This is a genomic window from Streptomyces sp. DS1-CR2, from assembly GCF_055760475.1.
Window position 1 is genome coordinate 4247937 of sequence record NZ_CM147085.1, and the last position, 14042, is coordinate 4261978.

The following is a 14042-nucleotide window of genomic DNA, read 5'->3' on the forward strand; positions in this document are numbered from 1 at the left end:
GCTCACTGCCTGACCGACGTCCGCTGCGCGTCGTACAGGTTCCGCGGCCGGACCGTGTCCGACACCCCGTCGCCGTACAGCTCGAGCCGCGACTGCAGATCCCCTGTGAAGTCCGGGACATCGATCTGGTCGAACTCGCGGACGGTGTTGACGGCGACGGTCGCGCTGTACGGCGCGAGTCCGTCGATGCGCATCAGCCCGGCGCGCTGATTCGTGACGCGGATGTTCCAGTGGACGAAGCGCGCGCCGAAGAGCGGTCCCGCCGACGCGTCGCCGCCGTGCCGGCCGTCGTTGTTCACCGTGATGTCGGTGCGTACGTTCGCGAAGGGCATGCCGCGGTGCGAGTCGAACGTGCCCATCTCCATCTCGCCGCGCGACCACACGTTGTACGACGACAGGCCCTCGACGTTGATGCCGTGCAGTTGCGTGCCCGCGGGGGCGGGGACGGTGCGCTGCTCGATCGTGAACGACTCGACGAGGTTGTCGTGGGAGCCCTCGCGGCAGAAGTACGGGTGGTGCGAGCCGCGGCCCGCGACGCGGGTGCGGCGCAGGGTGCAGGCGGACGCGGCGACCAGGCCGAAGCCGTTGTCGACGTGGCGGACGGTGACGTCGTCGGCCCAGCAGTCGTACGCGCACTGGAACGCGACGCCGTTGTAGCCCTTGTCGAGGAGGTGCTGGGACTGCGGGGTCTCGACCGCTTCGAGGGTCAGCGCCTCGACGCCCGAGCCGGTCAGGGCGCCGGCGTGCGTGGTCAGCCGCGGGTCCCACTCCGGGCGTACGTCGAGGGGGAGCGGGCGTTCGAAGGTGACGCGGCGGCCGTGCACGGATTCGATCCGTACGGGCCATTCGTAGGGGACGTATGAGGTCAGCTTGGTCTTGTCGTCCCAGAAGTACGCCTCGGGGCCGGGGCCGCCGCCCGCCATGTGTTCGAGGAGGGTGTGCCCGGGGTCGTCGGCGAGGCGCAGGAGGACCAGGTCGCCGCGCGAGAGGCCGGTCGCGTCGGCGACCGTCACCGACCAGGAGCCGCGGGTGGCCGGTTCGACCGCCGTCAGCGTGTCCCACTCGTCGCGCTTGTTGCCCGTCCAGCCCTCGAAGGGCCAGGCCTTCGCCCTGATCGCGTCGGTCAGGGTGCGGAAGCGGTCCTCGGGGCAGAGCCAGACCAGGCCGCCCGCCCAGGACCAGCTGGACTTGTCGCCGCCGTAGCGGGAGCCGTAGACGCCGACGAGTTCGGTGAGGCTGCGGGTCGCGTACAGCTTGGTGCGGGTGCTGCCCGCGCCGCGCAGGACGACGCCACTGTGGCCGATGTGGATGAGGTCGTCGATGCGGTACGTGCCCGGGGGCAGGTGGACCGTGCCCCCGCCGGCCCGTCCGGCGTCGGCGAGGGCACGGTTGATCGCGGGGGCGGCGTCGGCCGAGCCGTCGGGCCGGGCGCCGTAGTCGCGTACGACGTCGGCGACGACGCGGGGGCGGGCGAAGCCGTGCCGGCCCGCGCGGTATCCGGCCCGGCCGACGTACGGGATCTGCGGGTGCGTATAAGGGGTGCGGGTGAACTCGCGCCAGATGGGCGGCACTTCACCGGACCGGGCCGTGGCGGCCCGCGCGCCGGTTCCCGTCGCCGTCATGGCCGCCACCGCGATCGCGCTGCCCAACAACCCGCGTCTGCTGAGGTTCTCCACCGCCGCCACCCTCCACACGATTCCCTACGTTCAACTACGTGAACGCTGTTCATGTCTGCGTCGGCCGCGAGCATGCCACGGCGACCCCCGCGACGGAAGGGGGCGCGCAACAGTGAACGGACAGGAGAGAAGGGCTACTTGGCGGGGCGCTGGGTCAGACTCGTGAACGCGTCGAGGTTACGCGTGGACTCCCCGCGCGACACCCGCCAGGCGTACTCGCGGCGGATCGCGCTCGCGAAACCGAGCTCGAGGAGCGTGTTGAACGCGCCGTCCGCGGCCTCCAGGACCGAGCCGAGGAGGCGGTCGACCTCGTCCGGGGTGACGGCCGCGAGGGGCAGCTTGCCCGTGAGGTAGACGTCGCCGAGCTGGTCGACCGCGTAACTCACGCCGTACAGACGGAGGTTGCGCTCCAGGAGCCAGCGATGGACGCCCTGCTCGTTCTCGTCCGGGTGCCGGATCACGAACGCGTTCAGCGAGAGCGAGTGCTTGCCGACGAGCAGCGAGAGCGTCGTCGACAGCTTGCGCGTCCCGGGCAGCTTCACGACGTACGACGAGCCGGGCTCGGGGCTCTCCCACTCGAGCTCGGCCTCGGTGAGGACCTGCTCGATGACCGCCGCCGCGCCGGCCATGGTGCTGTCAGCCATGCAGCGAGGGTACGTGACGGGGGTGGCGGTGCTCGTAGGTGGCCGCCGTGTACACATCGGCCGTCGCGGAGGCCGCCGTGTCCCAGCCGAAGCCCTGCGCGTGCGCCGCCGCCGCGGCACCCATGCTGTCCACAAGCTGTGGATGGTCGGCGAACCGGCCGAGGCTGCGCGCGTACGCCGTCGGGTCGTGGCCCGGGACCAGGAAGCCGGTCGACTCGTCGCGCACGGCGACGGGCAGACCGCCGACCGCGGCCGCGATCACCGGCGTACCGGCCGCCTGCGCCTCTATGGCGACGAGCCCGAAGGACTCGTTGTACGACGGCATGACGAGGACGGATGCCGCGCGGAACCAGTCTGCGAGCTGGTCCTGCCCGACCGGCGGGCGGAAGCGGACGACGTCGGCGATGCCGAGCTTGGCGGCGAGCTTCTGCAGCCCCTCCGGCTTGGCCAGACCGCTGCCGCTGGGGCCGCCCACGACGGGCACGACCATCCGCGAGCGCAGCTCGGGCCGCTCGTCGAGAAGGACGGCGACGGCCCTGAGCAGGATGTCCGGCGCCTTCAGGGGCTGGATACGGCCCGCGAACAGCGGGATGAGGGCGTCCTGGGGCAGGCCGAGGCGGTGCCGGGCGGCGGCGCGGCCGTCGGCGGGGCAGAAGCGCTCCAGGTTCACGCCGGGGTGGACGACCGCGACCTTGCCGGCGTCGGCCTCGTAGTGGCGTACGAGCTCGTCGGCCTCCTCCGCGGTGTTCGCGATGAGGCGGTCGGCGGCGCGGACGACCTGGGTCTCGCCGATGACGCGCGCGGCGGGCTCGGGGGTGTCGCCCTCGGCGAGTGCGGCGTTCTTGACCTTGGCCATGGTGTGCATGGCGTGCACGAGGGGGACGCCCCAGCGCTCGGCGGCCAGCCAGCCGACGTGACCGGAGAGCCAGTAGTGCGAGTGGACGAGGTCGTAGTAGCCCGGCCGGTGACCCGCCCACGCCTGCATCACACCGTGCGTGAAGGCGCACAGCTGGGCCGGCAGCTCCTCCTTGGCGAGGCCCTCGTACGGGCCCGCGTCCACGTGCCGGACCAGGACACCGGGCGACAGCTCGACGGCGGGGGGCAGCGCGCCGGTCGTGGCGCGCGTGAAGATCTCGACCTCGATGTTGATCGCGGCGAGGCGTTTGGCGAGCTCGACGATGTAGACGTTCATGCCGCCCGCGTCGCCCGTGCCGGGCTGGTGGAGCGGTGACGTGTGCACGCTCAGCATGGCGACCCGGCGCGGTCTGCGGTGCGCGCCGGGGAACCTGAGCCGCTGGGACGAGGCCCCGGAACGGCGGAGCCTGGACACGTACTGGCTCACGTGGCGGTCCTCCTAGCTGCGGGCACGGCGGGGGGCCCGTAACCGCGGGCGCGGAGCCCGGGCGCAAACCCTCCTTCAGCGGCTGCAACACCGGACCCCTCCGCTCCATTTCCGTTTTGCCGAATCATTACCGTCGGGGACTCAACCCTGGGACCGCGGACCCGGGCGCATACCCTCGTAGCCATGAACCCGCGCCCCCCGTCCCGCCCCGTGGGAACGGTCACACGCGGGACCACCAACCCCAATCGCCTGCGCCGCATGGACCGCTGGATCGCGGCCACGCACGGCGCCGCCCTGCGCCGCGCCGACCACCCCGCCGCCGTCGACCTCGGCTACGGCGCCGCGCCCTGGACCGCGGTCGAACTGCTCCAACGGCTGCGCACCGTGGCGCCACGCGCGCGCGTGGTGGGCATCGAGATCGAGCCCGCGCGGGTCGCCGCCGCCCTCCCCTACGAACGGGACGACCTCACCTTCCGGCACGGCGGCTTCGAGGTGCCCCTCCCCCACGACCCGCTCCTGATCAGGGCCGCGAACGTGCTGCGCCAGTACGACGAGGACCAGGTCGCCGAGGTCTGGCGGCGGCTGACCGCGCGGCTCGCGCCCGGCGGGCTCCTGGTCGAGGGGACCTGCGACGAGATCGGCCGCCGCCACGTGTGGGTGGCGCTCGGGCCCGAGGGCCCGCGCACGGTCACCTTCGCGACGCGCCTCGGCTCCCTCGACCGCCCCTCCGACCTCGCCGAGCGTCTCCCCAAGGCGCTGATCCACCGCAATGTGCCGGGCGAGCCGGTCCACGCGTTCCTGCGCGACTTCGACCGCGCCTGGGCGGCGGCCGCCCCCTACGCCTCGTACGGGGCGCGGCAGCGCTGGATCCGGACGGCACGGTCACTGAGCGCGGACTGGCCGGTGCTCGACCGGCCCGTGCGGTGGCGGCAGGGGGAAGTGACAGTCGCCTGGGGGGCGTTGGCCCCGCGGGGCTGACGACGAACCTCCCGGAGCCGGAGGGAACGATCTCGCAGGGCCGTACGTCAGACGATGCGGGAAGAGGCGTACGGGGCTGAGGGGTCGGACCGGGAGCGGATGGGGAGTTGTTGCCCGGGTCTGTCACATTCGGCGCCGCCATGGCACCATCCCCAGGGCATCCGTAAGTTACTGACGGTAAATCAGTTCTGGTGAGTCTTCACTGCTTGGGGGCGGAGCGCGATGAGCAAGCGGAGCACGACAGTCATGGCGGCCGTGGCACTGGTCAGCGCGATGGCCGTACTGACGGCGCCGGGCGCCGCGTACGCGAGTCCCGCGCGGCCCGCGCCCCCGTCAACGGCAGACAGAGGCCCGGACCTCGAGGCGGTCCGCGCCAAGCTCGACGGGCTCTACCACGACGCGGCCGTCGCCACGGAGGCGTACAACGCGGCCGAGGAGAAGGCCCACAAGCAGTCGGGACAGATCGTCCGGCTGGCCAAGGACATCGTCGCCGGCCAGAAGAAGCTGGACCGTCTGAAGTCCCGCGCGGGCGCCGCGGCCCGCCAGCAGTACCGCAACGGCGGGATGCCGCCGGAGGCGCAGCTGATGCTCTCGGACAACCCCTCGCGGTTCCTGGACGGCGCGGACCGGATGCGGCAGGGGCAGCACGCCACCAAGGGACTCATGGGCGAGCTGACCCGGACGCAGGACGACCTGCAGACGTACGCCCAGGACGCCACGCGTAACTGGAAGAAGCTCGAGGCCAACCGCATGGAGAAGGCCCGGGCGCAGAAGAAGATCAAGAGCAGGATCGCGGAGGCCGAGAAGCTCGAGTCGCAGCTCGAGAAGAAGGAGCGGGAGCGCCTGAAGCAGCTGGAGCAGCAGGCCGAGTACAAGCAGCAGACGGCCTGGCTCAGCTCGGGGGTCCTCAAGGACATCAAGGGCAGCGCGTCGGCGCGGGGCAAGAAGGCGGTCGCCTTCGCCACCGGCCAGCTCGGCAAGCCGTACGTGTGGGGCGCCGAGGGGCCCGGCTCGTACGACTGCTCGGGCCTGACCTCGCAGGCCTGGTCGGCGGCCGGGCGGCCGATCCCGCGGACCTCGCAGGAGCAGTGGAAGCAGCTCAAGCACATCGACATCAAGGACATGCGTCCCGGCGACCTGATCATTTACCACGACGACGCCAGCCACGTCGGGATGTACATAGGGGACGGCGCGATCGTGCACGCCCCCCGGCCCGGGCGGAACGTCACGGTCGCGGGCGCGGGCTCGATGGCGATTCTCGGGGTCGTCCGCCCCGACGCGTAAAGGTCCGCGCGGGGCCGTCTGCCGTGAGCTGGGCCACGTGACCCACCGCACTCCGAGGCATCCGGTTGCAGTGAAACGACGTGACCTTCGTCATCCCCGAAAGGGCCGATGGGCCCTCTGGCGTGCCCAATTGCGTTAGCTGATACGGCATATGACAGTGGCGGTTTGCCTCTCACCATTCCGTTGCCGGGCCGCCTACCGCTAAGGTCCACCGTCGGTGGTGCGACGATCCTTCGCTCCACCACGCCCTCGGGGGGAGGGAAGGAACCGAGCGATGCCCGTACCCGTACCGCGGCAGAGAGCGATCCCGGCCGTGGAAGGTGGTCAGGCTCCGACTGTGCCGACGCCGCCCGTCACGCTGCCCCGGCAGCCCACGGCCTCCGGCGCCCAGAGCGGCGGAGGTGGCCCTCTGACGCTCCTCGTCATCGAGGACGACCCCACCGCCTCCCTCGGCGTGCCCGAACTGACCGACTCGGCGGGCAAGCCGATCCGCGTCCGTACCGCCCGCAACCTCACCGAGGCCGAGCGGCTCCTCACCGACGACGTCCACTGCATCCTGCTCGACCTCGCCCTGCCCGCGCCCGGCGCGGCCACGGACGCCGACGAGCTGGAGACACTCCGGCACGTCCTGCGCCTCGCGCCGCGGCACGCCGTCCTCGCCCTCACCGCGTCCGGCGACGCGGAGCGCGGCGCCGAGGCCGTGCGCGTCGGCGCCCAGGACTATCTGTTCCGCGACGAGCTGGACGGCCGCCTGCTGGGCCGCGCCGTCCGCTACGCCGTCGAGCGCATGCGCGCCGACGTCGCCCAGCGCAAGCTCGCCGAGTCCCGGCTGCGCGCCCAGGAGAACGCCCGCCTGGAGCGCGGCCTGCTCCCGACGCCGCTCCTGGACGGCTCACCGCTGCGCTTCGCGGCCCGCTACCGCCCCGGCCGCTCCCGCGCGCTGCTCGGCGGCGACTTCTACGACGCCGTCCGTACTCCCGACGGCACGGTGCACGCCATGATCGGCGACGTCTGCGGGCACGGCCCCGACGAGGCGGCGCTCGGTGTCGAGCTGCGCATCGCCTGGCGGGCATTGACGTTCGCCGGCCTGTGCGGCGACGAACTGCTCTCGACGCTCCAGCAGGTCCTCGAACACGAGCGGGCGGACGACGAGATCTTCGCGACGCTGTGCACGGTCGACATCTCCCCCGACGGCCGCCGCGCGGGCCTGTGCCTGGCCGGGCACCCGTCGCCGCTGATCTCCCGTCCGACGTACTCCCGGCGGATCCCCGGCTCCGTCCGCGTCCCCGGGACCCCGACCGCCGAGCTGCTCCCGTACGAGGACAACGGCCCGGCGCTCGGGCTGCTGCCGCGCGCCCGCTGGCCGCGCCGCCAGGTGGAGCTCGGCCCGACGTGGAGCCTGATGCTCTACACGGACGGCCTGATCGAGGGGCGGGTCGGCGACGGCAAGCAGCGCCTCGGCCAGGACGGCATGGTGGACATGGTGCGCCGCAGGCTGGCGGAGGGACTGCGCGGCGAGGAACTCATCGACGCGACGGTGAACGAGGCCCGCGACCTCAACGGCGGCGACCTCACGGACGACGTGGCCGTCGTCCTCCTGGACCGGGGGAACTAAGACAGGCCCCAGCCCCTGAACCGGGGCGCTGACCGCGCCCCGGGAGCCGGAGGGCTCAGCGGCCGCCGTTGTACGGCCCGTACGGGCCGTCGCTGCTGGAGCCGCCGCCACGGCGGCCCCGGCCGCCGCCCGACACCTGCTGGAGCGCGGGCCGCACGTCCACGAAGAAGACGATCGTCGCGACGAGCCCCGCGAGCTGGAGGAACAGCATCGGGATCAGGAGATTCACCGCGACCGCGATACCGAGGATGATCAGCCAGAACATCTTGTTCTGCTTGTCCGCCGCGCGGAACGCGTCCTCGCGCGAGAACGCGGCCATCACCAGGGCAATCACCGCGAGCACGAGCATGGCGGTGTAGAGCAGCCACATCAAGCCGCCGAAAGCCGACATCAGCACAACGCCCACCACCCGAGTCAGATCAGTCCTACGCGGTCACCGTACCCGGTGAACGGGCCGGACACTCGGTAAGTGCCCGGCCCGTCCCTCGGTACGTTCCGTACCGCTTTCCTTGCCCCGCCGTGCCGCTACTTCGCGGAGGGCGTGGTCTTCTTCACGGTCGTCGTCTTCTTGGCCGGGGCCTTCTTCGCCGCCACCGGCTTCGTGGCGGACGCGTCGGCCGGCTGGGGCTTCGCTTCCGGCTCGACGGCCTCGGCGACCTCGAGAATGTCGTCGGCCGCCTCACCGCGCCAGGCCCGCACGGTCTCCTCGCCGTGCTCGGCGACCTTCTCGTACGTCTCGCGGGCCTTGACGGCGTACTCGGCGGCGACGCCGACACCGCGCAGCGCGAGGTCCTGAGCGGTCTCGCCGATCTTCTTCAGGTCGGTGTCGAGGGTGCCGAGCACCTCGTTGACCTTGGCCTGGATGACCGCCTGGGCCTCCTTGGCGCGGCCGGCCGCCTTCTCCGATACGTCCTTCGGATCGGTGTTGCGCACGGCCTCGAACCGGGCCGGGGCCTCGGCACGCAGCTGCTCCACGATGCCGGGCACCTTCTTCGCCTGCTGGTAGGCGAGCTCGGCCGTGCCGGCGGCGAAGTACAGGGGGGTCGGGTTGCTGAGGGTCTTGCGCAGGTCGTCGGTGATGGCCATGGCGTGGTCCTCCCGGATCACATCGGCTTCAGCTTGAGGGTTCGGCACCGCTGTCCCCGGCCGTGCGGGGGCCGTCGGCGGGGTGTTCCTGACTGTTGTGCTGTGCCTCGGTCCCGTTCTCTTTCCTGAAGGACTCGTAAATCTGCAACAGCACTTGTTTCTGGCGTTCGTTGAGCGAGGAATCGGCGAGGATGACGGCGCGCGTCTCCACCTCTTCCCGGTCCCGCTCCGCATCGAGGATCCCGGCCCGCACGTACAGCGTCTCCGCGGAGATCCGCAGGGCCTTGGCTACCTGCTGGAGAACCTCCGCGCTCGGCTTGCGAAGACCGCGCTCGATCTGGCTCAGATACGGATTGGACACCCCGGCGGCATCGGCGAGCTGCCTGAGCGAGAGCTGCGCACTGCGGCGCTGCTCGCGCAGGTACTCACCGAGATTGCCGACGTTGAGCGATGCCATGTTCCGATAGTGCCTCGCCGGTGCTAACTATTGCAAGCGGCTGCTTGCAATAGTGCGCCACGCCACCCGGCAGGCGGCGCGATCCCCGCCTGCCCCGGACGAAGGGCCCTACGCGCGAGGGCCCGCTTCCGATTCTCCGTCGAGAACCCGCGCGCTGCCCACGGGGCCGTTTCTGACCGGCCGGGTGAGGATCTTGGCGACGCACGCGGGTATGACCGCGCCGGGCTCGTGACCGCGGGCCCGGTACGCGCTCGGGGTCTCGCCGACCAGCTCGGTGAAGCGCGAGCTGAACGAGCCCAGCGACGTACAGCCGACCTCGAAGCAGACCTCCGTCACACTCAGATCGCCCCGCCGCAGCAGCGCCTTGGCCCGCTCGACACGGCGGGTCATCAGATAGCTGTACGGGGTTTCGCCGAAGGCGGCACGGAAGCTGCGGGAGAAGTGGCCGGGCGACATGTGCGCGGCGCGCGCCAGGGCCGGGACGTCGAGGGGCTGCGCGTAGTCCCGGTCCATCATGTCCCGGGCCCGGCGCAGCCGTACGAGGTCATCGAGCGTCACGCTGCCAGCGTACGGCGGGGCCCGGTTCCCCGTACGGCCACTCGCCGTACCGTCCTACTCCGCGTATGCATCGCTCGGGTCGCCGTCGAGGACCGTGATGTCCAGGCGACGCAGGCGCTCCGGTTCCGCGATGACGTCGATGCCCGTGATCAGGCCGTCGGCGACCGCGAAGACGAGCACCAGGAACAGGCCGCCGCCGGGCGCCATCACGAGGCCGGCCGAGCCGTCGATCAGCGCGGGTCCCGTGAACAGGGCGCGGCCCGTCGCGGCCATCGCGCCCCGGGCCACCGTTGCGGCGCCGCGGACCACGACGGGCTCGGGGGTCGGGACGACCGTACGGTCCGCGTGGAGCACCACGTCCGGATGGAGCAGGGCGACCAGCGCATCGAAGTTGCCGCCGCGCGTCGCGGCCAGGAACGCCTCGACGACCTGGCGCCTGCGCGGCAGATCGCCGCCGGGCGCCGGGGCTCCGCCCCTGACCCGGCGGCGGGCGCGGCTCGCGAGCTGCCTGGTCGCGGCCGGGGTCCGCTCGATCAGCGGGCCGATCTCGTCGAACGGAACGGCGAACATGTCGTGCAGCACGAAGGCGAGCCGCTCGGCCGGGGTCAGGGTGTCGAGCACGACGAGGAGGGTGACGCCGACCGAATCGGCGAGTATCGCCTCCTTCTCGGGGTCGCGGCCGTCCTCCGGAGCGGCGTCCGGGTCGGGGACATACGCGTCGAGGGGGTCCTCGCGGCGGTTCTCGCGTGCACGCAGCATGTTGAGGCACACGCGCGACACGACCGTCGTCAGCCAGCCGGTGAGGTTCTCGATGCCGCCCGGCGCGTCCCGGTCCCCACGCTCCCCCTCCGGGGAGTTCGCGTTCGCCGTGCGGCTGAGGCGCAGCCAGGTCTCCTGGACGGCGTCGTCCGCCTCGGTCGCCGAGCCGAGCATCCGGTAGGCCACCGCGCACAGCCGGGTCCGGTCCTTCTCGAAACGCTCGGTCAGCGATGCGTTCTCGTCCATCGGTCACATTCCTCATTCGGCGCGGGTCATAGAAGCAGACGTCGAAAACCTACTGACCCGGGCGGGGCGCGAAGTCCCGGTCCGCGCAACCCACAGGAGTAGCCATGACTGCACCGATCCTGGTCACCGGCGGCACGGGCACGCTGGGCGGGCACGTCGTCCCCCTGCTGCGCGAGGCCGGCCGCACGGTCCGCGTCCTCAGCCGGCACGCCCGTGAGGCCGCCGACGGCGTCGAGTACGTGAGTGCCGACCTGCTCGACGAAGAAGACCCGGGGCTCCGGGCGGCGCTCGCCGGGACCGAGATCGTCCTCCACCTCGCGGGCGGCCCCAAGGGCGACGACGTGGCGACCCGGAACCTGGTGGAGGCGGCGCGGCAGGCCGGGGTCAAGCACCTCGTGTACATCTCGGTGACCGGCGCGGACACGGTCCCGGTGGCCTGGCTCAGGAACAAGCTGGCCGCCGAGCGGGCCGTCGCCGGGTCCGGCATACCGTTCACGACGCTGCGGGCCGCCCAGTTCAACGACCTCGTCCTGGGCGTGGTCGAGAAGATGACGAAGCTGCCCGTGCTGCCGGTCCCGGGCGGCCTGCGCTTCGAGCCGGTCGACTCGCGTGACGTGGCGGCCCGCCTGGTCGAGCTGGCACTCGGCGAGCCGGCCGGCCTGGTTCCGGACCTGGCCGGCCCCACGGTGTACGGGATGGCCGAACTGAGCGCCGGCTACCTCCGGACCAGGGGCAAGCGCCGGCCGAAGCTGCCGGTCCGCATCCCGGGGAAGGCGGGCCGCGCATACCGGGCCGGGGAGAACCTGGCGCGCGAGGGTGCGGCGAGGGGCGAGCGGACGTGGGAGGCGTTCGTTGCCGAACGGGTCGAGGTGACGGCGGGCCGGTAACCGACGGCTGCAGATGATCCGCAACAGAGCCTCGCTCGGCATGTCCGGGGCGAGCGAGGCCGACGCCGGGCTCGCCTCCGGCCTCTTCAACACCACCCAGCAGACCGGCATGGCCGTCGGCGTCGCCGTGCTCTCCACGCTCGCCGCGTCCCGCACCCGCTCGCTCACCGCGTACGGCGCCACCCGCGCCGAGGCCCTCGCCAGCGGCTACCGCCTGCCCTTCACGGTCGGTACGGGTCTGCTCGTCGCCACGTTCCTGATCGCTTACGTGGTGCTGCGCAGGCCCCGCGCGACGGCCTGATCAGCCCCACCCGCCACCACCGCAACACCCCGCGGCTGACGGCTCCCGGTCCCCTAGGGCCTGGCCGCTCAGGCCGCCGTGCTGAACGGCAGTGGCCGGCTGTGCACGATGTCGAGGCGGGACACGGCGCGGGTCAGGACGACGTACAGCCGGTGCAGGCCGCGGCGCTCGGCCCCGGCGACGGCGGCCGGCTCCACGGCGACGACATGGTCGTACTCGAGGCCCTTGGCGACAAAGGCCCCGAGGACGGTCACGCGAGCCCGCGGATCATCCGGACCGCTCACCTCAATACCCTTGTCGGCCAAGACGGTTCGCAACAGCTGCACCGTCTCCTCATCGGCCGCGACGACGCCCACCGACCCCTCGTGCGCCAGCGCCTCGCGCACGGCGTCGACGGCCTCCGCGACGACGTCGTCCGTCTGACGCATCCTCACCTCGCCGTCCTGGCGCAGGGAACGGGCGGGCGGCACGTCCACGTCGAGGAGTCCGAGGAGGCGGTTGGTGAGGGCGACGACCGCGCCGGGGACGCGGAACCCCGTCGTCAGGGGCGCGACCAGGGCGTCGGGCTTGCCCAGGTGACCGAGCAGCTCGCCCCAGGTGCGGGCCGCCCACGGGGTGGTGCCCTGCGCGAGGTCGCCGAGGACGGTGAGCGAGCCGTACGCGGCGCGGCGGGCAATCGACCGGGCCTGCATCGGGGAGAGGTCTTGCGCCTCGTCGATGACGATGTGCCCGTATCCGGCGGGGTGTTCGAGGAGCCCGGCGACCTCGTCGAGGAGTACGAGATCGGCCGCCGACCAGGAGGCCGAACGGAAGGAGCGCGGGGGCTTCGCCCACAGGATCGACCGCTGCTCGTCGGCGTCCAGGATCCCCTCCGCCGCGGCGGCGAGAGCGTCCGCGTCGCCGAGGAGCCCGGCGACGACCTCCTCCGGCCGCACCCTGGGCCACACCGCGTCGACGTACGCGCTCATCGGCCGCGCCCTGCCGACCTTCTGCAGCCAGAGGTTGTTCACCGGCCCCGACCTGCGTTCGGCCTGCTCCTGAAGGTGCCGCACGGCCCGGCTGCGGACGCGCTCCCGCCCGATCACGTACGGGGGCTCCTCCTCGCGTACGCCCGCCACGATCCGCCCGAGCACGCCGGCCGGCACCCGCCAGCGGTACGAACCGTCCGCAATGGCGAGGGCGTCGGCGGCGGCCTCCGGCCGTACGCGGGAGTAGAGGGCGCGGCGCAGGACATCGGCCATGCGAGCGTCGTGCTTCACGGCGGCCGCGTCTTCGGCGTCCTCGTACGTCCGCGCCCTGGCCACCGCCGTGCTGCTCTCCTCGACGAGGATCTCCTCGATGGTGGACTGCCGCACGCCGCTCTCGCCGAGCGCGGGCAGCACCTCGGAGATGTAGGTGAGGAAGGTGCGGTTGGGGCCGAGGATGAGGAGTCCGCCGCGCTGGACGCGCTGGGGGTGGGTGTAGAGGAGGTACGCGGCCCGGTGCAGGCCGACCGCGGTCTTGCCGGTGCCGGGGGCGCCCTGCACACAGACGGAGGTGCCGAGGTCGGCGCGGACGAGGTCGTCCTGGTCGGGCTGGATGGTGGCGGCGATGTCGCGCATGGGGCCGACGCGGGGGCGCTCGATCTCGCGGACGACGATACGGCTGCCCTCACCTGAGCCGGAAGCGGGAGCGGCACCGGACCCTTCCCCGGCCTCGCCCTCCACCGTGAGCCACTCGTCCTCCAGGCCGGTCAGATCGGCGGAGTCGCCCTTGCTTGCGGGGGCCCATCCGAAGCGGCGCCGGACCGCGACGCCTTGCGGTTCCTGGGGTCCGGCCTGGTAGAAGGCGCGCGAGACGGGGGCGCGCCAGTCGACCACGAGGGGCGGGGCCGCCGGGTGCTCACTGACGCGGCGCCGTCCTACGTGGTAGCTCTGCCCGGCTTGGTCGCCGTCACCGTCCGCGAAGTCGAGGCGCCCGAAGAAGAGCGGGACCTCGGGCAGTTCGTGCAGTTCCTTGGCCTTGCTGCGCAGCTGGTACCCGAGCACTTCGGCGTCGGCCCCGGAGGCGGAGGCGTTCTCGCCGACGATCACCTGTTCGTCGGCGCCTTCGATCATCGCGGCGAGGGCGGCGCGGCAGAGGTCGTGGTGGTGGCGTTCCTGGACGAGGGCACGGAGATCGGCGGAATCGGTCACCGAACGAGAATAACGTAACCGGGTAACATTTTTTA

General features: G+C 72.2%; 13 protein-coding genes and 1 pseudogene. 5 read left to right on the top strand and 9 right to left on the bottom strand.

Annotated elements, in window-relative coordinates; all coding sequences use genetic code 11:
- Positions 1-2: 2 nt before the first annotated feature.
- From ACY0PA_RS20405 to mshA, 3 genes are all read right to left on the bottom strand, one after another.
- Positions 3-1622 (bottom strand): glycoside hydrolase family 55 protein, encoded by a 1620-nt coding sequence (locus tag ACY0PA_RS20405; protein WP_473086379.1) that lies wholly within the window; start codon positions 1620-1622, stop codon positions 3-5.
- Positions 1623-1810: 188 nt separating this feature from the next.
- Positions 1811-2305 carry a type III secretion system chaperone family protein gene (locus tag ACY0PA_RS20410; protein ID WP_473086380.1) on the bottom strand — a complete coding sequence of 165 codons (495 nt, stop codon included), beginning with the start codon at positions 2303-2305 and terminating at the stop codon, positions 1811-1813.
- A 7-nt stretch (positions 2306-2312) separates the two neighbouring features.
- Entirely contained in the window at positions 2313-3662 is a 1350-nt protein-coding gene (mshA, locus tag ACY0PA_RS20415) for a D-inositol-3-phosphate glycosyltransferase (RefSeq protein ID WP_473085963.1), read from the bottom strand.
- 183 nt (positions 3663-3845) lie between these two features.
- Here mshA and ACY0PA_RS20420 point away from each other — a divergent pair, with 183 nt between their 5' ends.
- The 3 genes from ACY0PA_RS20420 to ACY0PA_RS20430 all read left to right on the top strand — a co-directional run bounded on the left by ACY0PA_RS20420 (position 3846) and on the right by ACY0PA_RS20430 (position 7539).
- Positions 3846-4640 (top strand): class I SAM-dependent methyltransferase, encoded by a 795-nt coding sequence (locus ACY0PA_RS20420; protein WP_473085964.1) that lies wholly within the window; start codon positions 3846-3848, stop codon positions 4638-4640.
- Positions 4641-4862: 222 nt separating this feature from the next.
- The gene (locus ACY0PA_RS20425) at positions 4863-5924 is read left to right on the top strand and encodes a C40 family peptidase (protein WP_473085965.1); all 1062 of its coding nucleotides are present in this window, start codon (positions 4863-4865) and stop codon (positions 5922-5924) included.
- Positions 5925-6198: 274 nt separating this feature from the next.
- Complete coding sequence (locus tag ACY0PA_RS20430; protein ID WP_473085966.1) at positions 6199-7539, top strand: PP2C family protein-serine/threonine phosphatase; 1341 nt, start codon at positions 6199-6201, stop codon at positions 7537-7539.
- A 55-nt stretch (positions 7540-7594) separates the two neighbouring features.
- Here the strand turns inward: ACY0PA_RS20430 and ACY0PA_RS20435 are convergent, their stop codons facing one another.
- The 5 genes from ACY0PA_RS20435 to ACY0PA_RS20455 all read right to left on the bottom strand — a co-directional run bounded on the left by ACY0PA_RS20435 (position 7595) and on the right by ACY0PA_RS20455 (position 10645).
- Entirely contained in the window at positions 7595-7936 is a 342-nt protein-coding gene (locus ACY0PA_RS20435; RefSeq protein WP_473085967.1) for a DUF2516 family protein, read from the bottom strand.
- Positions 7937-8064: 128 nt separating this feature from the next.
- Positions 8065-8625 (bottom strand): hypothetical protein, encoded by a 561-nt coding sequence (locus ACY0PA_RS20440; RefSeq protein WP_473085968.1) that lies wholly within the window; start codon positions 8623-8625, stop codon positions 8065-8067.
- A gap of 28 nt (positions 8626-8653) precedes the next feature.
- Positions 8654-9082, bottom strand: a complete 429-nt coding sequence (locus ACY0PA_RS20445) for a helix-turn-helix domain-containing protein (protein ID WP_473085969.1) — start codon at positions 9080-9082, stop codon at positions 8654-8656.
- Positions 9083-9190: 108 nt separating this feature from the next.
- Complete coding sequence (locus ACY0PA_RS20450) at positions 9191-9640, bottom strand: helix-turn-helix transcriptional regulator (protein WP_473085970.1); 450 nt, start codon at positions 9638-9640, stop codon at positions 9191-9193.
- 54 nt (positions 9641-9694) lie between these two features.
- Entirely contained in the window at positions 9695-10645 is a 951-nt protein-coding gene (locus tag ACY0PA_RS20455; protein WP_473085971.1) for a sigma-70 family RNA polymerase sigma factor, read from the bottom strand.
- 104 nt (positions 10646-10749) lie between these two features.
- Here ACY0PA_RS20455 and ACY0PA_RS20460 point away from each other — a divergent pair, with 104 nt between their 5' ends.
- Together ACY0PA_RS20460 and ACY0PA_RS20465 are read left to right on the top strand one after the other, a co-directional pair.
- A complete protein-coding gene (locus ACY0PA_RS20460) occupies positions 10750-11532 on the top strand; it encodes an SDR family oxidoreductase (RefSeq protein WP_473085972.1) in 783 nt (260 codons plus the stop codon).
- A gap of 31 nt (positions 11533-11563) precedes the next feature.
- Positions 11564-11833, top strand: a pseudogene (locus tag ACY0PA_RS20465) (MFS transporter); the annotation flags it as partial.
- A 68-nt stretch (positions 11834-11901) separates the two neighbouring features.
- Here the strand turns inward: ACY0PA_RS20465 and ACY0PA_RS20470 are convergent.
- Entirely contained in the window at positions 11902-14007 is a 2106-nt protein-coding gene (locus ACY0PA_RS20470; protein WP_473085973.1) for a HelD family protein, read from the bottom strand.
- Between the last annotated feature and the right edge of the window lie 35 nt (positions 14008-14042).

Excerpts from the sequence above, each read along its gene's own strand:
- ACY0PA_RS20405 (WP_473086379.1), bottom strand. The coding sequence starts at position 1,622 with ATGACGGCGACGGGAACCGGCGCGCGGGCCGCCACGGCCCGGTCCGGT.
- ACY0PA_RS20410 (WP_473086380.1), bottom strand. The coding sequence starts at position 2,305 with ATGGCCGGCGCGGCGGCGGTCATCGAGCAGGTCCTCACCGAGGCCGAG.
- ACY0PA_RS20420 (WP_473085964.1), top strand. The coding sequence starts at position 3,846 with ATGAACCCGCGCCCCCCGTCCCGCCCCGTGGGAACGGTCACACGCGGG.
- ACY0PA_RS20425 (WP_473085965.1), top strand. The coding sequence starts at position 4,863 with ATGAGCAAGCGGAGCACGACAGTCATGGCGGCCGTGGCACTGGTCAGC.
- ACY0PA_RS20430 (WP_473085966.1), top strand. The coding sequence starts at position 6,199 with ATGCCCGTACCCGTACCGCGGCAGAGAGCGATCCCGGCCGTGGAAGGT.
- ACY0PA_RS20440 (WP_473085968.1), bottom strand. The coding sequence starts at position 8,625 with ATGGCCATCACCGACGACCTGCGCAAGACCCTCAGCAACCCGACCCCC.
- ACY0PA_RS20445 (WP_473085969.1), bottom strand. The coding sequence starts at position 9,082 with ATGGCATCGCTCAACGTCGGCAATCTCGGTGAGTACCTGCGCGAGCAG.
- ACY0PA_RS20455 (WP_473085971.1), bottom strand. The coding sequence starts at position 10,645 with ATGGACGAGAACGCATCGCTGACCGAGCGTTTCGAGAAGGACCGGACC.
- ACY0PA_RS20460 (WP_473085972.1), top strand. The coding sequence starts at position 10,750 with ATGACTGCACCGATCCTGGTCACCGGCGGCACGGGCACGCTGGGCGGG.